Source organism: Akkermansia sp. AE01SA01, from assembly GCF_036417395.1.
GTDB lineage: Bacteria > Verrucomicrobiota > Verrucomicrobiia > Verrucomicrobiales > Akkermansiaceae > Akkermansia.
This window is the reverse complement of record NZ_CP143890.1, coordinates 1882777-1906239: the sequence shown is the minus strand read 5'-3', so window position 1 is coordinate 1906239 and position 23463 is coordinate 1882777. Positions and strand designations below refer to the sequence as shown.

Sequence of the window (23463 nt, the reverse complement as noted above, 5' to 3'; positions counted from 1 at the left end):
ATTTAGCCACTCAACAACAAGGCCGCCCCGGTTCACCCCGGGCGGCCTTGTTGTTTTTGCAGCAGAAACGGTGTTTCCACCATTTCCCCTGATCTGTCCTGACTTTTTTTAGAAGTCGTAGCGGTAGCCGATGCTTCCGTTTACCGAGCTGGCTCCGTTGCGGATGTCCGCGTTGCCGTTGACAAAGACCGTCCCCTGCGTCCCCACCGGCACGCTCAGGCCCGCTCCTATCTGCAACGCCGTCCGACCTACCTTGGCTCCACGCACTTGCTGCGTGTAGCCGGGGTTGGCAAGGAAGCCCACCGACGTTTCTCCCCGGTCGTCTCCCAGGTCCTGCGCCGCGTTGATACGCAGTTCCGCCAGCGCTTCCCTCCCGAAGATGTTGCTGCCTACAAGACCCATCCACCGGCCCCCCAAGGCAAGTGTCCCCGTCGTCCATTCCTGCTTGTCCACGCTCAGGCCCGCGTTGCCCGCTCCCGTTTCACGGTAGCCGTCCATGCGCGTGGTGACCACCGAGGCGTTGAAGAGGGGCTGCAGGATGCTGCTCCTGTTTTCGTTGAGGTAGATGTCGTAGGTGAGTTCATACATCGCTCCCATTCCCCAGCCGTTGGTGTTGCCTTGCGTCCTGTAGCTGCCCGCTCCGTAGTCCACCGTCCGGTTGAGTTTGGCATCGTTCCACCCGCCCGTCAGGATGAGCGTGTGGGCCCAGCGCTTGCTTTGGTAGCGGCCGAAGAGGTTGGCGTAGTAGCTGTCCAGGTGGCCGTCGGCCGTGTCCGCCGCGCTGGCCGTCAGGTCCCCGTAGTTGGCCGTGAAGGCCGCCCCCATCGTGAAGGAGTCGCTGAGGTCCGCGTCCACCCCGAAGGTGCCCCCCCAGGTGGTGAGCTTGTAGCCGCTTTCATCACCCCTGGTGTCCAGCTGGGCGTAGGAGCCCGTGCCTTCCATCCACATGTGGAAGTAGGGGAGGTCTTCGTTGATGTAGGCGGGGTTGACGCCCATCTGGTTGGTGCGGTTGCGTATCCATCCCATTTGTTCTCTCAGCGCGTCGCGCTGGGCCGTGCCCAGGGCGTTGACCGTAGAACCCGCCACGGCAGCCAGAGCTCTGGATGCACCGGACAGATTCGGAGCTTCCCCCGTAATCATATTGCTCACAGCATTCATGAGCTGGCCCAGTTGGGAAGTTGCGTCCAGATTGTTTCTGGCTTCCCAGAGCAGACTGGCTCCGGCGGCGGAATTCCACGTACCGGCCGCAGGGGAGAAGAGGTTTTCCTGCCGGAGTGTGGCATTGAGCAGGATGTCGTTTCCGTCGCGGCTCAGGGTGGCGTCCTGATAATAGACGGCGAAGAGGCCGGATATCTGTGCGGCGAGGCTTTGCCCTTCTTCCAGGCCGCTGATGCTGTCGGTGGCGCTCATCAGGATGACGTCATGGAGGTCGTTTCCTGCGTTCATGGTGGCATTGCCTTCCATGTTGGAGAGGAGGAAGTCGGCTCCGTCCTGTATGGTGATGGTGCCCGCCGTCAGCATGGGAGCGTCAAAGGGGCCATCCTGATTGAAATTGTAGATCAATTCCGTGGTGGAACCGTTCTGGAAGGTGATGCTTTCCACGTTGAGCGTGGTGTTGGCGCTTCCCTGGGCGTCTCCGGTGGCTTCCAGGCGCAGGGTGCCGTTGTTTCCGGCGGTGATACTGTTGTAGTTCAGCGTGGAGGTGTCCACGGTGCCTTTCAGGACCAGAATGCCTCCGTCACGGACGGCGAGGTTGTAGTCCGCATTGCCGGTTTGCAGGCATTGGGTGGTTTTCCCGGAGATGTTCAGGGTGCCGTCGCCTTCTAGAGTGCCGGCGAAGGTTCCGGCGGAAGATGTCGCCGAGGAGATGAAGAGACTGCCTCCGTTCATGGACAGGGCGCCGGTTCCGGAGAGGCTGCTGATGGTGCCGGCTTCCTTTCCGGAGAGGTTCAGCGTGCCGTTGGCGGTGACTGCGGTTCCGTCCAGCCGGGCTTCTCCGCTCAGGGACAGTTCCGCCCCTTCCTGAATGCGGAGGGAGCCGGTTCCGGTGATGGTGCCGTAATCCATGCTGCTTGTTCCGGTCAGGTCGAGAGCGCCCTTAATAGTCAGGGTGCCTCCGGCTTCCGTGGCGGTAAGGATTCCGATTCCGGCGTTGCCGTTAATGGTCAGGCCGCCTCCTTCCAGCGTGAGGGTGCCTAGGAAGTTTTCCGCGCCGTTGAGTACGATGCCGCCTTCACGCAGAGTAAGGGTTTCCATGTTCATCGTTCCTCCAACCGTCAGTGTCCCGATTCCTTCCTTGATGAAGGCAACGTTGCTGCCTCCCGTGATGCTGCCTCCCATGACGGTATCCTGGCCGGCCGGGTCAATGTCGTCTTCTCCCGTCGTCATTTCTTTGTTGTTGAGAATGACGACGGCCGTGCCATCTCCGGTGTTGTTGACGACCAGGCTGCTGCCGGAGGCTCCTATCAGGTTGTTGATTTTAGCTCCTTCGCCGTCGTCTTCTCCAGGAGTTCCAGCCAGGTTGACCGTCAAGGTCTGGCCACTGCCGATGACAACGCCGGCGTAGCCGGAGAGCGTTTGATAGGAGTTGACTTCATGAGCGTTTCCTCCTTCCGCCTGCACGCGGTAGAGGCCGGTGGCCGCTCCGCTGAGCACCAGGCTGCCACCGTCCGTTCCTGTGACCCGGATGCCGTAGTTGGTCAGAAGGTCGGTAGTGAAGGCAATGTCGCCCAGGTTACCGACGGTCAGCGTTCCGCTGGTCAGGGTCAGGTAGCTGGAGGTGTCGTTGGTTTTGTGGTCCAGCAGAAGGTTGACAACGGCGTCGTTGCTCAGGTCCAGCGTCAGCCCTTCTCCCGCAATGGCCAGGTTCGGGGCGCTTCCCGTTCCGCTGCCGTTGCTGATGACAGCGTCGGATGCCTGCGTATCCTGGCCGATGTTTTCCGTCCCAAGGGCAATGGTAAGCCCGTCCAGGCCTCCTTCTCCTACAGTTACGGATCCGGTGACTCCAGTCAGACGGGAGCCGGCGGCGATATTCAACGTCCCCTTCATATGGCTGCCGTTGGCTCCGGAGAGGTTCAGGTTGCCTTCCATGATGGAAATTCCTTCCGTGATTCCGCCGAGGATGGTTTCTGCTCCTGCCGCGTCTGCCCCGAGTTTCAGGTCTCCCGCTCCGGTTTTGGTCAGGGACGGGCTGTCAGTCAGTGCATAAACGGTGGCGGAGGTCCCTTCTCCGGTAACGTTGATTTTGTCAAATTGGGTGAAAGTTGTGTGTTGGAAGTCCGTGGCTCCAAAGCTTCCCTTGAATTCAAGCGTCCTGTCTCCCCCTACCGTCGCTCCGGCGCTTCCTCCAATGATGATGCCGCCTTCTTCCCCTTCCGCTCCAAAGACGCTTCCTTCCGTCAGAGAGACGAGTACGTCGCCTCCTACCGTGCCGCAGTTGCCTGCCCCGTAGATGTCGCCCAGGTAGGTCCCCGCCCCAAGGGTGACGGTGACGCTGCCGCCAATGCTGACGGGCAGGGCCGCGGCGTCTTCCGCCGTCCATGCGCTTCCTCTCCAGGACCCCCCCACGATCCGGCCCGTGAAGACGGATCCCCCGTCAATGGCGACGCTGGTATTTCCGTTGGTGGTCAGCGTGGTGCCGTCCCCCCAGTTCCAGAAAGAGCCGCCCATGATGTCTCCCGTGAAGATGATTCCTTCTTTTCCGGTGATGGAGACGCTTGAGTTTCCTTCCACTTTTTGTATGCCTCCGTTGCTTTCGGATTTCGTGTTTGCGTAACTGCCCCCATAGATGTTTTTGACGAAGTTGTTTTGCCCGTCTGTGCCGGAGAGTTCCGCATTGCTTAAATCAACAGTTACCGAGGTGCTGCCTTGGATTGTCGTCCCTGAAACCTGGTTGGCCGTCCATGCGCTGCCGCCCGTGATGAAGTTCTGGTTTGTTGCGTTGCTGAAGTCTCCCAGGTTGACGGTCGCGTTGTTGCTATACTGGATATTGGTGACCAGGACGTTTGTGTTTCCTGTGATGATGGTGACGGCATTATGGGAGGAAGTGCTTCCTCCGATGATGGCTCCGGCCACGATGGCGTTATCCTTGACGGTAACGTTTGTGCTGCCCGTCAGAGTTGTGCTCGCTCCCTGCTTGTTTCCGCCGATGACGTGTTCCGCCGTGGCGTTTCCCGAGAGCTGCACATGGGTGTCTCCCGTCAGTGTGCTGGTCTGGAGGTTGTTCCTCCATACGTTGTCTACCCCCCCGGAGATGATGCCAAACGCCCCTCCGTTAATATCCATCCAGATGTCCCCCTGGTAGTTGAGGTTGCCGGACGACAAGGTCGCCCCACTATTGTATACCCCGGCCAGGTTGATTTTGGTTTCGCTGGAGTTGATGATTTGATAAACTTTGTCCCCGCTGGTCGTCAGGGTTCCGTTCAAATATCCCAGGCTGACATTGGTCGCGGTTCCGTCAAGCGACAGGGTAAAGGCATTTTTGATGGTTTTTTCCAACGTTCCGTCCGCTCCCGCCGAAACCCAGGTCACGCTGGCTATCGCGCCTTCATTGATTGTAAGCGTGGAGCCGTTTATGTTGTATTGGTCCGAATTCAGCCCCGTGACGGAAAAGTTCGTATTAAGGATGCTCCCTAAATCGAACGTGTATTTCTGACCGTCCGCCACCAGGCTGTCAAGTGCGCCGCCGATGTCAATAGTACCTGAAGTGAAGGATACACCTTCCATGGTAAAGGAAGAGCCGGATTCCGTATAGGTTAACTTGGCTCCATCAACAGTCACATTCTGCAATGTGCCGGTGCCGTTCATATTCAGTACTGCATTTGTTCCCAGAGTGGCGGAGTTGAAATTCAGCGTTCCTCCTGCCATGGTGATTATTCCGGAATAAGCCAGGGAAGAATTATTGATATTCAGGATGCCTCCTTGGGCCGTGATATTCGCGTTGATGACGGCTCCCGTCAGGTTCTGCGTACCCGTTCCGGCCATGATTAGATTTATTCCTCCTGTGGGAGTAGTCTTGCCGTTCACCCCGGCGTACTGCGTGGTTTCCCCGATGCTTCCCCCGTACGTGTAATCTCCGTTGCCCGTCAGGGTAAGATCCGCTCTGGCGGAATTGGCCGACTGGACGCGTCCCTTATGCGTTCCGCTGAATTCGTCGGCATCATTCAAACCGGCCAGAGAAGCGGCATTGGAAATTTGCAGCGTCAGGTTGTCGAAACCTTGATTGGTTGAGCCCGACAAATCCACTGTTGCGTTGGCGAGCGCCGTTCCCGTAATCTGGAGAATGGCCCCTCCGGACTGCGTCTTCTTCTGGGAAAGGATAATGTTCCCGCTAAAATTGCTTTCCTGGGAACCAAGCACAAATTTGGAGGCATAGCCGGCATTCTTGTTAGCCGCTACCAGCATCAAATCTCCTTCTCCGGCAAATGAACCGTTCAAATTGATGGTACAGGCGCCGTTTGAATTCTGATTAATGGTAAACGAGGAGCCTGCTCCTAAATAAAGCCCTGTGGAGTAATTGTTATTTCCTGAAGTTACATCAAGGTTGAAGGATTGCTCCCCAGTGACTGAATATTCATTGGCGGACTCATTATTATTGAAGGTGGAGTCCGCTCCCCATGCGGGAGATTCAGAAGTTGGGACGGCCAAGGAAACACTGGTGTAACAAGCCAGAACAGCCGCCAGCAGAGCAATAGGCAGGTGTAGACGCATTTTTTGTTATGGTGTTAATTTTTATGTATTTATGTATAATAATACGAATTTGAAATCCGAAGTCAACGAAAATTTTTGATATGAAAACGTTTTAGAAAAGATGAGAAGAGTGAAGAAGAAGCAGGAACGAAAGGGAGAAACTATGTGAATACATATTCAATAACATCACTATTAATGATTTAGATATTTTCCAAAATAAATTTAAATCTTTATCGAATTTCAAAACCGTTGCGCTAACCTTGGAGGATGATTGTAAAAAATTGTTTATCAATAGATTTCTTTGTTGATTATCTTTAAGACACGAGCACAAATTACTCGAATTCTCCTCCTACCGATAGACGAGCCACGCTAGTCATGCATCGTTGCTTTGGCAGGATTAGTCTGCGAAGGTATCACTTCCGAACGTTTTCATTCTCCGGCCCGGCATCTAATGTTTCAGGGACCAGTACAGGAGGGAGTATTCCGGATGTGTAAAAGGTAAAGGGATACCGTGAGGCCGGCTTCTTCTTAACTCTCGAATGGCTGAATTCGTGCCACTTATTTTCGTACAAGGGGGGGGATCAGGCAACGGATCTAATCATGAAATTGAAACTCCAGCTGACTTTCAGAATCACCTTGAACAACTTCAAACAGGTGTGAATCAGAAAAAACAAGGTACTGATATGGGTGCTGGTTGAGCAATTTTGAAAAAGAAAAACGCCTCGAAATTCTTGATTCCGAGGCGTTTATGAAAATGGTACGCGGTACTGGTTTCGAACCAGTGACCCCATGCGTGTGAAGCATGTGCTCTACCACTGAGCTAACCGCGCGTCTATGGTGCGGAAAAAATATATCGGAGGGTTTGGGAATTGGCAAGGAGTTTTTTGAAGTCGGATGAAAATGATCAAAGTTTTTTCTTTCCTTGCTCTTTGGTAGGAACTGTCTTTATACGGGGAAAAATAGCCGGAAGGATTGATTTTTCTCATGCAGGGAAAATCTGTTTCCGACTGAAGCCCTCTATTAATGATCAACATGAAAATACCTCTGTTCCTGAAAGGAAATTACTGTGTACACTTGGCGCGAAGGGAATCGGGCCGGTGCTTTGGTGAGTTGTCGTGCCTACACGGAGGATTTCCGATTACCTGGTTTATTCCATTTATTGCGATAGGACGGAACGGCGCATCGCCGTGTAGATTTCAAATGGAGGGATGCTTTTAGCGCAGGATTTTACGCTTGCAGGCGTGTGCAGGACCTAGTGTATCCATTTCATAGTGTTACTTTCCCTTTTCCTGCGCATATCTCCCGGCAATGCTGAATTTCCCATCGGAAGAAGATTTGGCCAATAGAAAAAGCAAAGATGGCTGCGGTCATTTTGTCCCAATGGAAAGTGACCATGATCATACATATTGGAGAAGAACGATACCCGTCATGCCAATGGATTTGCAGTTTCTCATCACGCAGATGATTTCCATTCCGTTGCCGGAGAAAATGATTCTACTGCAGTTTCAAGATTAATGAATTGTGAGATGAGCGTTTTCCGTTAAAGGGGAAGGGCAGCGCTGCCCTGGCGATAATGCCGTGCTATTGTATCCTGAACCATAGGGGACGGGAATTTTCCTCTTGCCATGATTTTGGCACATAACGGCTTTCCAGGGGAAGGGAAATTGAATAGGCGGATCAACTTCACTGACCGGGAAAAAGCCCCCTCGTTCTTCCGGAGGGCTGGGGTACTGTCATTCTGTGTTTTTCAACGGCGGGTGTCCATACTGACAATTGTTTGGGGGAGGTAGCGCTTCGTAAGGATGTTGCTGGCCATGATGAAGCCGGCGAGATGAAGGAAAGTCTGCCGCCTCTTACATCCAATCAAAGGCTGGGAGTGACTGCCTGGATTTTTTGAAACTGTGGCTTGGAGGATTTTCCCAAGAGAGAAGAATGTTTCTATCCAAGGCTACTTTTTCTACTGTCGGGCCTCCCGGAATTCCCAGGCACGGCATGTATACTTTCCTCTTCTCAAGATTTTCTTCTTCATTTTATCAAGTTATTAATTGTCAATATTTTCCAGTGCTCTTTCCGGGAAAGGGGGATGGTGGCTGAATTCCGGCTTGTAGAATATCCGCCGTCTTTTTAAACTCCGGGCATGAGTTGCACAAGCCCACCCAGAGCCTGGGCCCAGATTGATACCGGTGCGTTGAAGCACAATCTCAACGTCGTACGCCGCATCATGCCGGACCACCGTTTGATGGCCATTGTGAAGGCGGAGGCTTACGGACACGGTCTGGAAGGCGTGGTGAAGGCTCTGGACGACGAGGGCTGCGCTTTTTTCGGGGTGGCGACCGTGGCGGAAGCCGGCCGGGTGCGGGACGCTGGGGCCAAAACGTGCCCGTTCATTCTTGGTCCCTGTTTTGCGGGAGAACGGGAGGAAATTGTCCTGAACGGCTGGCGCGCCGCCCTTTCCAGCCTGGAGGAGGCGGAACATTTCAATTCCCTGGGGAGGCTGTACAACAAGCCCGTGCATGTCCACCTGGGCGTGGATACGGGTATGGGGCGCAGCGGTTTTCTGCCCAGTGAACTGCATGGTTTGACGGAGAAGCTTAAGCAGTTCACTTTCCTGGATTTGGAAGGCGTGTTTTCCCACCTTTCCGCGGCATCGGACGATATTTCCTTCACGCACGGCCAGATCAGCGGTTTTGCGGAGGCGGTGAATGAACTTTCCCAAGGGCACGCGTACAAGTTCCGCCATTTGTGCAGCAGCGCGGCCGTGTTTAATTACAAGGTGCCCTGCGCCAACATGGTCAGGCTGGGGAGAATTCTTTACGGGTATTCCCCCATGCCGTCCCCCCACAACAAGGAGCTGCGTCCCACGCTGACGCTCTACAGCCGCATTACCCTGATACGCACGTTGCCGGGCAATCACGGCGTTTCCTACAACCATTGCTATATCACCAAGGGATGCACGAAGGTGGCGACTATCGGCATCGGCTATGCGGACGGCTATCTTCAGTATTTGTCCAACCAGGGAGCGCGGGTGTATATCAACGGCCAGTATTGCCCCGTCCTGGGGCGCATTACCATGGACCAGATCATGGTGGATGTCACATACATGGACCAGGTGAATACCGGTGACCTGGTGGAGATCATGGGCCCCAATGTGAGCTGGGAGGAGCTGACGCGCCGCGCCAATACCATTCCAAGCAACGTGCTGACCAGCATCAGTTCCCGCGTTCCGCGGATTTACGTGTAAGCAGTTTCGCGCGGAGGCCGGGTTCTATTGTTTTTCTTTTTTCCGGGATGCTTTTCCGGAAAGTTCCGACTGTCATGCCATTCCGGATTTTGGAGAATTGGAAAAGCCTGCTGATGAAAACAGAGTAGTTTTTCAGGATATTGCCGGACGGACGGCTCCGCGCTTTTTAAGCTTTGGTCCGGTGGTTCGGAGTTTTTACTGTTTGCGGGTGTTTTTCCCGGCTGGCGAAAATTCTCGTTCCGTTATGCTTCGGGAAGGGTTTTCCATCGCGGGAGGGGGAGCAGAAATGCCGGGGTGGGGGGATGCTTGCAGGAAACAAGGAGGATAAGAGAAATTTTCCGTCAAAAAGACAGTTTTTCTGGCGTTCAGCTCTCCTTTTAATTTTCCGGCGGAGTTTTACCTCTGCCGGAGTTTGTCCCAGTCTTCCGGCTCCAGGGAGCAGGGGTCCGGGGCTACCCAGTGGCCTGGTTCTATTTCCACGGGCGTCAGGTCCGCCCCCACGGTTTCCGGGTAGGCGGGGTGCTGGATGCGGTGGCCGAAGGCGGAACCAAGCGGCGGATTGATGGGGGAGGGTACGTCTCCCGGCAGCGGCTGGTGCGTGTTGGCTTTGGCGGGGTCCGGTTCCGGAATGGCGTCCAGCAGGGCCTTGGTGTAGGCGTGTTTGGGCGCCTGGTAGATGGTTTCCGCGTCTGACATTTCCACGATTTTTCCCAGGTACATGACGGCAACGCGGTCGGAGATGTGTTTGACCACTGCCAGGTCATGGGCGATGAAGAGGTAGGAGAGCTTGCGTTCCTCCTGGAGTTCCAGGAGCAGGTTGAGCACCTGGGATTGTACGGACACGTCCAGAGCGGAGACGGGTTCGTCCAGAATGATGAGGCTGGGATTTAGCGTGAGGGCGCGGGCGATGCCGATGCGCTGGCGCTGACCGCCGGAAAATTCAAAGGGAAAGCGGTCGATGGCGCTGTCCGGCAGGCCCACGCGGTCCAGCAATCCGCGCACCCATTCCCGGCGCTGCGCCGGAGTGCCCATGCGGTGGATGACGAAGGGTTCCGCCACGATCTGCCCGATGGACTGCCGCTGGTTGAGGGATTCCGCAGGGTCCTGGAAGACCATCTGGATGTGGGGCCGCAGGGGCCGCATTTTGCGCTGGGAAAGGGTGGCAATGTTCTGGCCGTTGAACTGGATGGACCCTCCTGTAGGCTTCAGCAGGCGCACGATGCTTTTGCCTATGGTGGATTTTCCGCAGCCGGATTCCCCCACCAGCCCCAGCGTTTCGCCGGGATAGATGTTGAAGGAGACGTCGTCCACCGCCTTCACCCAGCCCGCCTGGCGCAGGAAGATCCCGGAGCGGACGGGAAAGTACATTTTCAGGTTGTTGACTTGCAAGAGTGGTTCCGGCATGGCAAAGGAGGGGTTAAAGGTTGGCGCAGCGGGGGCAGGCTTCCACGAAGTGCCCGGGGGTCACTTCCACCAGGGGCGGGCGTTCCGTCAGTTCCTCCGCAGGCACGCCCTGCCGCTGGCAGAAGCGGCAGCCGGGCACGAAGTCCGCAATGGAGGCCACCTGGCCGGGGATGGTGGGCAGCTTGGTCTTGCGCACGGAGCTTAATTGCGGGATGGAGGCCAGCAACCCCCTGGTATAGGCATGGAGCGGATTGGAGAAGAGTGCCCGGACCGGGGCTTTTTCCACCACACGTCCGGCATACATGACCACGACGGAGTCACAGCTCTGGGCGATGACGCCCAGGTCGTGCGTGATGAGGATGGAGGAGGAGCCCATTTCCGCCTGAAGGTCCTTGAGCAGGGAAAGTATCTGCGCCTGCACCGTGACGTCCAGCGCCGTGGTGGGTTCGTCCGCAATGATGAGTTCCGGATGGCAGGCCAGGGCGATGGCGATGACGACGCGCTGGCGCATGCCGCCGGAGAGCTGGTGCGGGAATTCGTCCACGCGCTGTTCCGGAGCGGGAATGCGGACGCGCTGCAGGAGCTGGATGGCGGCGTCGCGCGCTTCCCTGGCGTTCAGGCCGCGGTGGAGCATCAGGGATTCCCCGATTTGCCGCCCTATGCTGTGCACGGGGTTCAGGGCCGTCATGGGTTCCTGGAAGATGACGCCGATGTGCCTGCCGCGGATGCCGTGCATGTCCGTTTCCTTGGCTTGGACCAAGTCGCGTCCCTGGAACAGGATTTCCCCGTCCAGGATTTTCCCCATGGGCTGGGGCAGAAGGCGGACGATGGACATGGCCGTGACGCTCTTGCCACAGCCGGATTCCCCCACGATGCCTACGCAGGAGCCCTTGGGGACGGTGAAGCTGACGCCGTCCACCGCTTTCAGCAGGCCGGATTCCGTCTCGAATCCGGTGACCAGGTTCTTGATTTCCAACAGGGGTTCGCTCACTTGTTATTTTTCCGTGGTAGGGGGTTCTTCCTGAGTGACGCCGTTTTCCGGGATGGCGGGGACGGAAGGCAGCTTGTCCGCGCCGTCCTTGTTGTCCAGGCTGTCGATGGAGTCAAGGAAGCGGTACTGGTCGTACACGGCGTCCACTTCCTCGAAGGTTCTGCCCTCCCGCTTGGCTTCCAGCGTTTCTTTCTTCACGTCGTTGTCCACCCAGTACAGGTAGCTTTCCATGGGGTCGAAGACGACCGGATGGCAGAATTGCGTGGTGGCGCTGTTGGGCCATTTGACCCATCGCCAATAGCCCAGGCGGATGAATTCCGTGGTCCAGCAGGGCACCCACAGGGCTTCGTCATGAATTTTCTGCTGCACTTTCCAAGTGGCTTTCTGCAGTTCGTCTTCCGTGGCGGCGTTCGTTTCGTCGTCCAGCAACTTGTCCATCTCCTTGTCCGCATAGGCGGTGATGTTGTTGGTGTACGTGATGAGGCTGCCGCGTTCGTCGTAGGCGTAGCGGGAATGGAAGCCCTGCTCGTTCATGGGGTGGGGCGGAGTGAATCCCCAGGCCATGAAGGAGGCCTGGGCGCGTTTTTCCATGATCTTGCGGAAGGCTACGGTGGAGTCCAGCGGGTCAAGCTGGATTTCCAGGCCGCACTTGCGGGCGTCCTCCTTCAGCTTGCCCAGTGTGGAGGCCAGGGTGGGGGAGGAGTTGGGGAACGTGATGGCGGCGGTCAGACGGGTGCCGTCCGGCTTGCGGAGAATACCGTCCGGGCACGGAATGGTATATCCCGCGCTGGCGAAGAAGGCCCGCGCCTGTTCCGGAGAGTAGGGGCGCGCCTTGATGTAGGGGTTGGTGAATTTTCCGAAGCCGGAGTCGTAGGAGTTGAGGCGCTGGTAGTCCCCACGGAACGTGATGTCAATGATGTTCTGGATGTTCAGCGCGTGTTGGAAGCCCAGGCGAACGTTGAGGTCGTTGAACGGCGGCTTGGAGGTGTTCAGGAAGATGCCCGTGGGGGGCCGCGGGTAAATGGTGTAGAAGGTGCTGCGGTTGATGTAGCCGTTGTGGACCTCCGGTATTTCCATGCGTTCGTGCCACAGCTCCGGCTTCGTGATGTTCAGCACGTCCAGCTCCCCGATGCGGAAGAGTTCAATGGCCTTGGACGGCTCCCCAATGAAGTTGTACACGATCTGGTCCACGTTATACATGTACTTCGTGAACTTCTTGTCCTTGCCCCACCAGTCCGGAATGCGCTGGAGGATGACCTGCCGCCCGCGGATGATGCCGTCGGGTTTCACCACGTAGGCCCCGGTGGTGGGAGGCACGCGCCACTGGTAGCGTTCCACGTAGCTGGGGCCGAACTCGCAGTAGAAATGCGGCGGGGACGGGATGAACAGGGTGCAGTAGTAGGGCAGCAGGGGCTTGGGGGAGGGAAGAGTGACGGAGAAGCGGCTATCGTCGTAAATGGTGATGTTGGAGGCGTTCTGGTAGTAAAAATTGTTGTAAAAAACGTCACGGCTGTGTTCCGAGGTACGGATGTACATGTTTACCAGCAGGTCCACCGCCTTGACCCTGGCCCCGTCCGAATAGCGGGCGTCCGGGTCCAGTTCGAAATAGACGGTGCGCCTGTCCGCGGATTCCGCCCATTTTCTGGCGATGCCGGGAATGATTTTTCCGGTGACCGGGTGGATGGAGACGAGGCCGATGATGATTTCATCATACAGGGGGCCGCGGAATCCGCTGTTGCTGTTCGGGCCATTGGGACGGAATGTATCCGGGTAGGAGCCGGGAGCCCACTGGCGCAGAACGCCGCCTTTTTTGGCGTTCGGGTCGCCTATTTCCGGATTGTCCAGCCCGTCTTCCCATTTGAGGTCTGCGGGGATGTCCGCCGGAGTCTTGAATTTAATATAGTCCCCTTCGCTCTGTCTCCGGTGAATGACGGACAGCGCGGCTTCGTCGGAGATGAGTTTGCTCTGCAGTTTTTCACGGATTTTGGGGTCTTCCTCCTTGAAGAATTTTTCCCGGAGTTCCCGGATTTCCTTTTGCTTGGCCGCTTCTTCCCTGGCCAGCCTGTCGTTGATCTGCCTGTTCCACCGTTCCGGGAAGGTGTCGAAACCCGGCGGCAGGGTTCCGAAAGGAACGTTCGGCTGCCAGCCCACCCCCTGGGATTGGGAGGAATCCTTGCATCCGGCGCCCGCTGTCAGCAGAAGGGACACGGAGACGGAGGCAAGGATCGTGCGGAGAATGGCGGAAAGCTTGAGCATGGAGTCTGTGAAAAAGGGAATATTCTTATTTGTAAGTGGTGAATTTTTTTGGGTCGAAGGCTTCGCGGACGGCCTCCCCGATGAAGGTGACGAGCAGCAGAGTGATGACCAAGGCGGAAAAGGCGGAGGTAACCACCCAGGAGGCGGAAAGGTCCGCAAGGCCGTCATTCAGCAGGCGCCCCCAGCTTGCATAGGTGTCCGGAAGGCCGAAGCCGAGATAGTCCAAGGATGCCAGGGCCAGGATCAGGGCGGAGACGCTGAACGGCACCAGCGTGACCAGAATGGCAACCAGGTTCGGCAGGATGTGGACAAAGAGGATGCGGTTGGTGGACGCCCCCACCACGCGCGCCGCCGCCACGTAGTCCCGCGCCTTTTCCTTCATGGTGGAGGTTCGGAGCTGGTAGGTCATGGACATCCACCCGAACATGATCAGCAGGCTGATAATCAGGAACATGCCTTTCATCTGCAGGGGCACCATATCCGAGATGATCATGATGATGAAAAGGAAGGGTACCTGGGAGAAGATTTCTATGAGGCGCTGCATGCCGAGATCAAACATGCCGCCGAAATACCCCATCATCATCCCGAAGGTGATGCCGATGAAGTACACGATGGGCAGGTAGAAGATGGCGGCTTTCATGTTGACCTGAAGGCCGCCGTACAGGTAGGCCAGGATGTCCGCCCCCTGCGTGTTGGTGCCCAGCAGGTGGCCGCCCTTGAGGGGCGGGGCCGGGTGGTAGAAAATGCGGCTGATTTTGTTTTCATCCGTCTGTTTCAGGAAGTCCTCCTTGGTGCCGGGGCCGTTGTAGTGTTCAGCCACAATCTTGTTGTTCTCGTAGGTGGCGCTGTACACTTCCGTCCTGTCCTCCAGCCATCCGGTGGCGCGGTCCACCTTTTTTCCCTTGCGGAATTTGTAGCTGATGTGCGGCAGGGCCTCTTCATCCTTGTGCAGGCGGGAAGCAAGACCGGAGTACGGTTTGCCATCGGATTCGCAGACCAGCCCCTCTTCATTCACGACCAAGGCTTCCGAACCGGGATTGGTGGAATCTCCCGTGGGATCGTAGGGGACGAGGGGCATGACGACCAAAGAGGGTTTTCCCGGCTGTCCCGCCTGTTTTTTCAGTTCCCGGTAATTGGCTTCCGCATCCGCAAAGTCCCCGGTCTGGCCGAAGGTAGAACCCTTGTACACCTTGCGCATGATGGCAGGGAAATACCAGGAGCCATCCTGGATGACCAGAAGCGCCCTTTTTCCCACCAGACACTGGTCCATGCAGGCCAGCAGCGTCAGGGCCAGCAGGATGACCAGGGAGACGTAGCCGCGGGAAATGCTTTTGAACCTTTGGAGGCGTCTTTTGGTGATTGGCGTGGGGCGGAACCGGCGCGGTCCTTTCAGCCTGATCCAGAGGCCCGCTCCGGCCATGACCAGCACGCAGGCCCAGCCGAACCACAGGAATTTTCCCTGGGGCGTCAGGAGGCCGCTGCTGTTCTGGTCCGCGCAGACGATGTGAAGCATGCTCATTTCCCGCGAGACAGTGAAGGGCCAGCTCAGCGTGGGGAGGAGCAGCCCGCACAGCTCGCCCGCGGCGGTGAGGACCGCCAGGATGATGAGAAGGTATGCCAGTTTTCTAACCATGTGTGTTATTCAAATTTGATGCGCGGGTCTACGGCGGCCACGATGATGTCGGAAAGCAGGTTGCCCAGCACCATCAGGAAGGAGGTGAGCAGCAGCGTGCCCATGATCAGGGCGTAGTCCTTGTCCATCAGGGCCTGGTAGCTCAGCATGCCGAAGCCTTGGATATCGAACACCTTTTCCACCAGCATGGAGCCGGCCACAATCAGGCTGATCAGACTGCCGAGCGTGGAAGCGATGGGAATGAAGGAGTTGCGAAAGGCGTGCTTGATCACGGCCCCCTTGAAGCTCACGCCTTTGGCCATGGCCGTCCGGACGTAGTCGGAGGAAAGGTTGTCCATCAGGTTGTTCTTCATCATCATCGTAGTGATGGCGAAGGAGCTGACCACGTAGCAGATCAGGGGAAGCACGGTGTGGTGCAGCAGGTCGGCCGCCTGTTCCCAGAATCCCATGTCTGCGAAATCCGCGGAGGTAAGGCCGCATAGCGGAAACCATTCCAGGCGCGCCCCCAGGTACACCACGAGCACGGCGCCCAGCGCAAAGCCGGGAACGGAGTACCCCAGGAAGATCAGCACGGAGGAAATGTTGTCCACCAGGCTCTTGTGCCGTATGGCTTTCACGATGCCCAGGGGAATGCACACGGAGTACGTGATGATGGCGCTCAGGATGCCGAAGTACAGGGACACGGGAATGCGCTCCTTGATCATGTCCCAGACCGGTTCATTGTATTTGAAGGAATTGCCCATGGTGCCCTGGAGCAGGCCGTCAAAGCTTGTCTTGTACATCGCGGCCCGCCAGGCATAGCCTTTCGCCTTGTCCTGAATGGCCCCCTCATTTCCCGTCTGCCGCATGCGCCTGGCCCAGCGTTCGGCGCGGTCCATTGGGGATTCCACCTCCACCGTCCATCCTTCCGTAGCCGCTTTCCGGGAAGGCGTCCCGGAAAAGAAAGCGTCCTTGACTTCCTTGGAATCCTTGTCCGGCCGCACGACGACGACCTGTTCTCCCGTCTCGTTCAGATTGATTTTGGTGTGGGTGTCGGAAATGCCGGCATATTCGTCCTCCCTGTCTGCCGGCTCCTCACCGGTAATAACCCCGAATTCCTCGCGGGAAATGGAAATCTTCTTGGGCAGCACGCCCAGCCATTGCAGATAGGCGGTGACGATGGGTTCCTGAAGGCTGTATTGCTCTTCCAGCCGCTCCATGTCGGCCTCGCTCAGGTTATTGTCCCCGCGCTGGGACCCCGCCTTCTGGCCGGACAGGGCGCTCATGCTCTGCTGCTGCATCATTTGTTCAATGGGACCTCCCGGAACAAAGCGGGTTATGCAAAAGACGAGAAAGGTGACCCCCAGGAGCGTCAGGGGCATGAGAAGGAGTCGTCTGATGATATAGGTCTTCATTCGTCGCGCAAAACTCTACTGATTTGTGGCATGCTAGGCAAGCCGCAATCCTTGTTTGTGAGCCTTTCCTAACATGTGGCTTTCCACGTTTTCCCACATTCCGGACAGGAGAATACAGAAAAACCGCCAAAATGGCGCCGCATTTCCAGCTTCCGGCTTTGGAGGTCCGGCCGCTATTCGCGGAAGGGTTATATTCCTTCCCCCAATCGGCGCGCCAGCATATCCGGCAGTCCGGCAGCCAGAATGCGCCGCTGGGCTTCCTCTAGGTCGTATTCCACGCGGCGCTGGTAATAAACCATGCCGTTCGTATCCAGAATGCCGTAGGCGGCGCGGGGGTCTCCGTCGCGCGGCTGTCCTACGGACCCCACGTTGATAAGGTACTTGTTGGTTTTGAGAAGCTGGATATCCCCGGATTCGTATTCCTGGATGCTCCCTTCGTGCCGGATGAAGGTGCGCGGAACGTGGGTGTGGCCGTTGAAGCACAGAAACTGGTTATCCCGCAGCATGTTGATGCTATGCGTAGCCGTGTCCACATTTGTGACGTATGCCCAGGAGTTGGGCTTGTCCTGCGTGGCGTGAACCAGCACAATTTCATTGGGAAGAATGCGCTGGAAGGGGGCACGGCGCAGCCATTTTTTCTGCTCGTCGGAAAGCTGCTGGCGCGTCCACATCAGGGCACTGTACGCCACGGGATTCATGCCTGCCGGATTGTCTTCCCCGATCGCTTCCTCGTCGTGGTTGCCGCGGACGGTGGGAATCTGGCGGGAACGGATGAATTCAAGGCATTCGGAAGGATTGGCATTGTAGCCCACGATGTCGCCCAGACAGTAAACGGCATCGCATTGCAGCTGTTCTATATCCTTCATCACCGCTTCCAGGGCGGGCAGGTTGGCATGGATGTCGCTGATCAGGGCTATTCTACTCATGGTATTGCGGGAAACTATTATAGCGCATTTCCCGTTTTTTGCCAAGGGGGGAAATTGCAACGGCGTAGCAATGGCCAAAGGCAGGAGATTAAATATCAGTGTAAGGGGATAAAGGCCGCAAAATAATTCTGCGGAGATAAAATATCACTTGTGCCCGGAAATCTTTAATCTTTTCCATCCGGCACCGGATCATCCCGTTTGGCTTCCGGCAGAGATTCCAGCGCTTCCCTCAGTCCATCCACGGGGTATCTGAGGGAATTGGCCAGGTGGGCGGTCATCATGTCGCGCGCTATTTCATCTGTAGGATAAAGTTCGCGGAAGGGAATCCTGTCCTTTTCCGGTATATGCAAACGGTTTTCCAGCACGAAAATGTTGGTGACCAGGCTGGGAACGCGGTTGTGGGGGTCTTTGAACAGTTCTTTTCCCAGTTCCAGCGCTTCTCTGGATTTGGAGGGCACACGGGTCAGAGCGTAAAACTCCTTGCGCGCCGTCAGGGCTGGAGCCCTCAGTTCACGGGCTTTCCGGTAAGCTTCCGCGGCCTTTTCAAAATCAGGATGGCGGTACGTATCGCTGTACATGTTGCCCAGCAGGGAATACAGGTACCAATTTCCGGGATTGGCCTTAATGCCCTTTTGCAGAAAATCGCGCCCTTTCTGAATATACTTGCGGAATCCTTCGCGGCGTTCCAGCGGGGAAAGGCGCTTGTTGTCCAGATAGCTGGAGGAAGCGTTGTTGCCCAGATGCCAGGAACCGTTGTCCCAGTAAAAATCGGAATGGGGTGCAAGGGCGGTGATCTGGTTGTAGCGGCGCTCCAGATTGGCCCAGTCGGAAACCAGGAAGCAGTCAAAGGCTTCCATGCTCAGCACCGCCGCCACCAAGGAGCGCAGGCCGCCCAGAGACACCATGGCAAGCTGCTGTTCCAGATAATCGGAGGATGAAAGGCTTACCGGCTCTTCCAGCAGTCCGGCGTTCTTTTCCTGCTCCAGAATACGTTCCTGCAAGGGCAGGCGGATCATGCCGAAGCCCAGCAGGGCAATGATGAAAATGACGATGTTTTTCAGCATGATTCGCGGGGGTGCGGCAGGTTAATCCATTTTCAGGCGCTGGCGGATATCCCTGTCCAGTTGTTCCCATTCGGGTACGGAGGCTCCGGCCTGATGGGCCTTGGCGAGGGGATCGCCCCAGATGGCCGTGTATTCGATGGGGCGTCCTTCGTTGTAGTCCACGGCGCTGGACGGGATGAAGGCTCCCATGCTTTCCGTGCGGGAAAGGTGGAATTCGACCAGGTCGTCCGGCAACGTGTGGCCGCGGGCTTTGGCGGTCCGGACCACTTCTTCCATGATGCGGCGGACACGGGCGACGTTTTCCGGGTTTTTGTAGAGTTCCGCGATGCTGATGCCCCCCAGCGCCAGGCAGAGCCCGTTGAACGGTATGTTCCAGACGAGCTTGTACCACTGGATCTGTTCCGCGTTGTCAAAGGCGCGTGTCTTGATGCCCGCCCCGGCAAAGAGGGCGGAAAGTTCCTGCGCCTTTGCGGAGCCCTCCGGCGACGGGACGAACGGTGCGAATTGAATGTTGCCGCCTTCCAAATGGTTGATGTGGCCCGGTTCCTCCCGCATGGCGCAGATGAAGCACAGGCCCACGTAAATGCGGTCCGACGGGATAATACGGGCGATTTCCTCCGCGTTTCCCATGCCGTTCTGGAGAGTGGCTACCACCGTGTCCGGTCCCATCAAGGGAGGGAGGGCCTTGGCAAATCCCGCATTGGCCGTGCTTTTCCAGGCGACGACGACGAGATCCACCGGACCGACTTCCGACGCTTCCCGGTATACCTTGATGCGGGGCAGCGAAATGTTCCCGTGCAGGCTTTTCACTTCCAGACCGTGTTCTTTCAGGTAGTCGTATTCCGAGCGTACGATGAACGATACGTCCTGGCCGGATTCCTGAAGTCTGGCTCCGTAATAGCAGCCGAGCGCCCCGGCTCCCAGAATGGCTATTTTCATGGCGGTGAAGGAGGGTGTTTTTTCTTGGACCGTTTACAGCCCCTGGACGTTGCCTTTGTTGTCCAGATAGATGTGCATGGCATTCGGGGAGACGGGCAGGGCGGGCATGCGCATGATTTCCCCGCAGAGGGCTACCAGGAATCCGGCCCCGTTGGCGATTTCAAAGTCGCGCACGGTGACGGTGAATCCGGTGGGGCGGCCGCGCAGCCTGCCGTTGTCGGAAAGAGAGTTCTGGGTTTTTGCCATGCAGATGGGGAGGTCCGTTAGACGGCTGGCTTCAAACTGGGCCAGCTTTTTTTTGGCCGCAGGCGTCAGTTCCACGCCGTCCGCTCCGTAAATGCTGCGGGCGATGATATTGAGTTTTTCCTCCACCGGCAGGGCAGATTCATACAGGGGCTTGAAGGGCGGGGAAGGACGGTCTGCCGCTTCTACCACGATTTGGGCCAGTTCCTTCCCGCCTTCCCCTCCGCGGGAAAAGATGTCTGCAATGGCGCAGGGGATGCCGCGTTCCGCGCAGTGTTCCATGATGGCGTCCAGTTCCTCCTGGGAGTCATCAAAGAATTTGTTGACGGCCACGACCACGGGGCGCTTGTAGTGGGCGGCGGCGTCCAGATGGGCGTCCAGGTTTGCCAAGCCCTTTTTCAGGGCGGTCACGTCCGTGTTTTTCAGATCCGCCAGGGCGGTTCCTCCGTGCATTTTCAGGGCGCGGGCCGTGGCGACGATGACGATGGCCGCGGGATTCAGGCCGGACTGGCGGCATTTGATATCCAAAAATTTTTCCGCACCCAGGTCAAAGGCGAATCCGGCTTCCGTCACGGCATAGTCACCGAAGTGGAGAGCCATTTTCGTAGCCAGCACGGAGTTGCAGCCGTGGGCGATGTTGGCGAATGGGCCGCCGTGCAGGAAGCAGGGCACGCCTTCCACGCTCTGGACCAGGTTCGGCATCAGGGCGTCTTTCAGCAGGGCCATGACGGAGCCGGTAATGCCCAGTTCCTTGGCGAAAACGGGTTTGTCGTCCGCCGTGAAGCCGATGACGATGCGGTTGATGCGATCCTCCATGTCCTTGTAGGACGTAGCCAGGCACAGGCATGCCATGATTTCAGAAGCCGGGGTGATGTCGAACCCTGTTTCCCGCGGGAATCCCTGCCTGTTGAGGCCCACGATGATGGAGCGCAGGGCCCGGTCGTTCATGTCCATCACGCGTTTCCACGTGACTTTGCGTTCGTCGATGTTCAGCGTGTGGAAGAACATGGCGTTGTCAATGATGGCGCTGATGAGGTTGTGCGCGGAGGTGATGGCGTGGAAGTCCCCCGTAAAGTGCATGTTGATTTCCTCCATCGGCGTCAGGGAGCTTTGTCCGCCGCCGGTGGCGCCGCCCTTGCGGCCGAAGACGGGTCCCATGGAAGGCTGGCGGAGCGCGAGGCAGGCTTTCTTGCCGATGGCCTGGAGCCCCTGTGCCAGACCGATGGACACGGTGGTTTTTCCTTCTCCGGAGGGGGTGGGGGTGATGGCGGATACCAGGATGAGCTTGCCGGGAGTGGCGGTCTTGTCGAGCGCACTCAAGGGAATCTTGGCCTTGTTGCGGCCAAAGGGAATGACGTCGTTTTCATCGACGCCCAGCTTGCTGACACAATCGGAGAATGCGGGAATGACCATGTGCGTATGATGACGGAAGTATGGGGCTTTTGCAAGAAGTTCGTGGACTGTGGAGAGAGGAATCCGGGCCGTTTTTTTACAGCCGGTGGGGAGGGACGGCGTAGGCCGGGCAACGGACGGAGAGGACGACGGCAATCAACCGGAGGGATTGTTTCATCCTGCGGGATGAAGGGACCGGAGCACGGGAACAGAAAACGGAAGAGGGCACCGGATAACGGCGGCATTATTTTTGAAAAATGGAGGCAGGCGTAGGGAAAGTTTCTTGCCGGTTTCTGCAGGAAAAAGAGGGAAGGAGGACGAGCGGGAGAAAGGCGGAAAAGGTCCGGAGTTTTTCCGGCGAAAGGCTGGTTCATCATGATTTTTCCGCGGAAAACCGGGAAGAAAACGGTTGCCGGCTGGGTTGCTGCAAGGGAGCGTAGGTTGCATGCAAACTTTGTGTCTTTGCTTTAAGGCTGTTGAAACGGTCTGCTCGTTTTTGGAGAGAGGAAAGTCCTTTTTCCATTTTATGATAGAATAAGCCGGGGAAACGGGTATAGTTTCCGAACGCCTGCGACGATGACGGGCGGCGCTTATCCCTTCACCACCATGAGTACCAACCAACCATTGAATGCCGGAGGCGGTCACATCGCCTGGGTAGATTTTCTGCGCATCCTGGCCTGCTTCCTCGTCGTGCTGGCCCATTGCTGCGATCCCTTCGTAGGGAGCTTTGACGGCAGTTTTGACTTTAAGTCGGGCGTCTTCATCGGCAGCCTCGTACGGCCCTGTGTTCCTTTGTTTGCGATGATTTCCGGCGTCCTGCTTTTTCCCGTGACGATGGAAATGGGAGCTTTCTATTCACGCCGGCTCAAGAGGATTCTGATTCCGCTGGTCGTGTGGTCCCTGGCGCTTCCCCTGTTTTACTTCCTCTACTTTGCCGCGGGCGTGCAGACGGCCAGCCCCAACATCGTGATGGACACTTACACCTGGAGCGCTACGGTCGATAAGCTGTACACCTTTATTTTCAATTTCAATTATGATACCACTCCCCTCTGGTACGTGTACATGCTCGTAGGCCTGTACCTCTTCATGCCCATCATGAGCGCGTGGCTGACCCAGGCCAAAAGGAAGGACGTGAAGATTTTTCTGGGAATCTGGATATTCAGCATGGTCCTGCCGTACGTCCAGATGCTGGCTCCGACGCTGGGGTATGAGGGCAATTACGGCAATATGGGGATTCTGGGCATCTGTGACTGGAACCCGTACGGCATGTTCTACAACTTCGCGGGCTTCATGGGGTACATGGTCCTTGCCCATTATTTGATGAAGTATCCCCTGGACTGGAACTGGAAAAAGACACTGTCCATCACGCTTCCCCTGTTTCTGGTCGGATTTGCCATTACCTTCTTCGGCTTCCTGGAAACACAGAAGCATTTCCCCGGCCAGTATTCCAAGCTGGAGATTCTGTGGTACTTCTCCGGCATTAACGTGTTCATGATGACCTTTGCCATCTTCGCCATAGTGAGCAAACTCCGGATTAAAACCAGCCCGGCGTTGTCCCGGATAGCCGCCCTGACCTTCGGCGTGTACCTGTGCCACTTCTTCTTTGTGCAGTGCGCCTATGATGCTATTGACTTCCTTGGGTGGACAGGTCTTCCCGCCTGCGTGAAAATTCCGTTGATGGCCTGCCTGGCGTCCGCCGTTTCGCTCTTCCTTGTCTGGCTGCTGAACCTCAACAGATGGACGCGCAGGAGTATCATGTAAAAGATCCGGATATTTGTTTGCACGGACGCTGCGGAACGAGTGAAACTGTTCCGCAGCGTTTTTTGTTCGGAAAGGCTTTTTTCTGTGGTGGACAGCAAAGGCTGCGGTGTGGTTTGAGGAAAGTTGCTGGACGAATCGTCGTGGTCATTTTATTATAAATACGCATCACGTGCAGGCACCGGTTATCCGGATGAGGCATCTCTTTTGAAGAGAAGAGCCGGCATCCGTGGTTCCCGGCGCCAACCCCAAGCACACAGAAAATTCCCGGAAAGTCGGCGCTTTTTGTAACCTGTTGGGGATGTTAGATTGACAGTAATGATCATTTTTTAAGGCGTGGGCGCTTGCAGATTGGTATGGCAGGTTGGCGCAAATCATTATTTGTGCAATTAATGATCAATTTGTAAGCTCCCCCGCCGTCGCACCCTCACGGGTGCGTGGATTGAAACCGTTTGATAGCCCCCTGCGGCCCCGTGCCTGTACGCGTCGCACCCTCACGGGTGCGTGGATTGAAACCCTCGCACGATCTCCCAG

The 23463-nt window shown here is 56.8% G+C and carries 13 protein-coding genes, 1 tRNA gene and 1 CRISPR repeat array (1 of these 15 only partly in view); of the genes, 3 read left to right on the top strand and 11 right to left on the bottom strand.

All coding sequences use genetic code 11. The annotated features are described in order from the left end of the window. Positions 1-108: 108 nt before the first annotated feature. On the bottom strand, positions 109-5436 hold the full coding sequence (locus V3C19_RS07650; protein WP_330937061.1) for an autotransporter domain-containing protein: 5328 nt from the start codon (positions 5434-5436) through the stop codon (positions 109-111). Between the two features lie 791 nt (positions 5437-6227). On the opposite strand from V3C19_RS07650, the gene V3C19_RS07645 reads away from it, so the two are divergent. Continuing rightward, positions 6228-6386, top strand: a complete 159-nt coding sequence (locus V3C19_RS07645; protein WP_295933354.1) for a hypothetical protein — start codon at positions 6228-6230, stop codon at positions 6384-6386. A 57-nt stretch (positions 6387-6443) separates the two neighbouring features. On the opposite strand, the gene V3C19_RS07640 is transcribed toward V3C19_RS07645, so the two are convergent. Next, positions 6444-6518, bottom strand: a tRNA-Val gene (locus V3C19_RS07640). Positions 6519-7825: 1307 nt separating this feature from the next. Between V3C19_RS07640 and alr the strand changes: the two genes are divergently transcribed. Next, the gene (gene alr / locus V3C19_RS07635) at positions 7826-8929 is read left to right on the top strand and encodes an alanine racemase (protein ID WP_295933357.1); all 1104 of its coding nucleotides are present in this window, start codon (positions 7826-7828) and stop codon (positions 8927-8929) included. A 396-nt stretch (positions 8930-9325) separates the two neighbouring features. Here alr and V3C19_RS07630 read toward each other — a convergent pair whose 3' ends face one another. The 9 genes from V3C19_RS07630 to V3C19_RS07590 form a co-directional block, all read right to left on the bottom strand. After that, complete coding sequence (locus V3C19_RS07630; RefSeq protein ID WP_295933360.1) at positions 9326-10333, bottom strand: oligopeptide/dipeptide ABC transporter ATP-binding protein; 1008 nt, start codon at positions 10331-10333, stop codon at positions 9326-9328. Positions 10334-10346: 13 nt separating this feature from the next. Next, positions 10347-11324 carry an ABC transporter ATP-binding protein gene (locus V3C19_RS07625; RefSeq protein WP_130084883.1) on the bottom strand — a complete coding sequence of 326 codons (978 nt, stop codon included), beginning with the start codon at positions 11322-11324 and terminating at the stop codon, positions 10347-10349. 3 nt (positions 11325-11327) lie between these two features. Next, positions 11328-13580: an extracellular solute-binding protein gene (locus V3C19_RS07620; RefSeq protein WP_295933368.1), complete on the bottom strand. Its 2253-nt coding sequence runs from the start codon at positions 13578-13580 to the stop codon at positions 11328-11330. A 25-nt stretch (positions 13581-13605) separates the two neighbouring features. Further along, entirely contained in the window at positions 13606-15213 is a 1608-nt protein-coding gene (locus V3C19_RS07615) for an ABC transporter permease subunit (protein ID WP_295933371.1), read from the bottom strand. A gap of 5 nt (positions 15214-15218) precedes the next feature. Then, positions 15219-16607: an ABC transporter permease gene (locus V3C19_RS07610; protein WP_295933373.1), complete on the bottom strand. Its 1389-nt coding sequence runs from the start codon at positions 16605-16607 to the stop codon at positions 15219-15221. 188 nt (positions 16608-16795) lie between these two features. Continuing rightward, entirely contained in the window at positions 16796-17533 is a 738-nt protein-coding gene (locus V3C19_RS07605; protein WP_130084879.1) for a metallophosphoesterase family protein, read from the bottom strand. A gap of 164 nt (positions 17534-17697) precedes the next feature. Then, positions 17698-18597: a hypothetical protein gene (locus tag V3C19_RS07600; protein WP_295876789.1), complete on the bottom strand. Its 900-nt coding sequence runs from the start codon at positions 18595-18597 to the stop codon at positions 17698-17700. 21 nt (positions 18598-18618) lie between these two features. After that, the gene (locus tag V3C19_RS07595) at positions 18619-19536 is read right to left on the bottom strand and encodes a 2-dehydropantoate 2-reductase (protein WP_295933375.1); all 918 of its coding nucleotides are present in this window, start codon (positions 19534-19536) and stop codon (positions 18619-18621) included. A 33-nt stretch (positions 19537-19569) separates the two neighbouring features. Continuing rightward, positions 19570-21192: a formate--tetrahydrofolate ligase gene (locus V3C19_RS07590; RefSeq protein WP_295933377.1), complete on the bottom strand. Its 1623-nt coding sequence runs from the start codon at positions 21190-21192 to the stop codon at positions 19570-19572. 585 nt (positions 21193-21777) lie between these two features. On the opposite strand from V3C19_RS07590, the gene V3C19_RS07585 reads away from it, so the two are divergent. Then, positions 21778-22932 (top strand): acyltransferase, encoded by a 1155-nt coding sequence (locus tag V3C19_RS07585; RefSeq protein ID WP_295933379.1) that lies wholly within the window; start codon positions 21778-21780, stop codon positions 22930-22932. Between the two features lie 415 nt (positions 22933-23347). Beyond that, a CRISPR array of direct repeats spans positions 23348-23463; the repeat unit is 31 nt; unit sequence GTCGCACCCTCACGGGTGCGTGGATTGAAAC (it continues 2197 nt past the right edge of the window).

What these genes read in the sequence shown, in the direction of transcription:
- V3C19_RS07645 (WP_295933354.1), top strand. Translation starts at nt 6,228, where the DNA reads ATGGCTGAATTCGTGCCACTTATTTTCGTACAAGGGGGGGGATCAGGC.
- alr (WP_295933357.1), top strand. Translation starts at nt 7,826, where the DNA reads ATGAGTTGCACAAGCCCACCCAGAGCCTGGGCCCAGATTGATACCGGT.
- V3C19_RS07630 (WP_295933360.1), bottom strand. Translation starts at nt 10,333, where the DNA reads ATGCCGGAACCACTCTTGCAAGTCAACAACCTGAAAATGTACTTTCCC.
- V3C19_RS07620 (WP_295933368.1), bottom strand. Translation starts at nt 13,580, where the DNA reads ATGCTCAAGCTTTCCGCCATTCTCCGCACGATCCTTGCCTCCGTCTCC.
- V3C19_RS07615 (WP_295933371.1), bottom strand. Translation starts at nt 15,213, where the DNA reads ATGGTTAGAAAACTGGCATACCTTCTCATCATCCTGGCGGTCCTCACC.
- V3C19_RS07610 (WP_295933373.1), bottom strand. Translation starts at nt 16,607, where the DNA reads ATGAAGACCTATATCATCAGACGACTCCTTCTCATGCCCCTGACGCTC.
- V3C19_RS07605 (WP_130084879.1), bottom strand. Translation starts at nt 17,533, where the DNA reads ATGAGTAGAATAGCCCTGATCAGCGACATCCATGCCAACCTGCCCGCC.
- V3C19_RS07600 (WP_295876789.1), bottom strand. Translation starts at nt 18,597, where the DNA reads ATGCTGAAAAACATCGTCATTTTCATCATTGCCCTGCTGGGCTTCGGC.
- V3C19_RS07595 (WP_295933375.1), bottom strand. Translation starts at nt 19,536, where the DNA reads ATGAAAATAGCCATTCTGGGAGCCGGGGCGCTCGGCTGCTATTACGGA.
- V3C19_RS07590 (WP_295933377.1), bottom strand. Translation starts at nt 21,192, where the DNA reads ATGGTCATTCCCGCATTCTCCGATTGTGTCAGCAAGCTGGGCGTCGAT.
- V3C19_RS07585 (WP_295933379.1), top strand. Translation starts at nt 21,778, where the DNA reads ATGAGTACCAACCAACCATTGAATGCCGGAGGCGGTCACATCGCCTGG.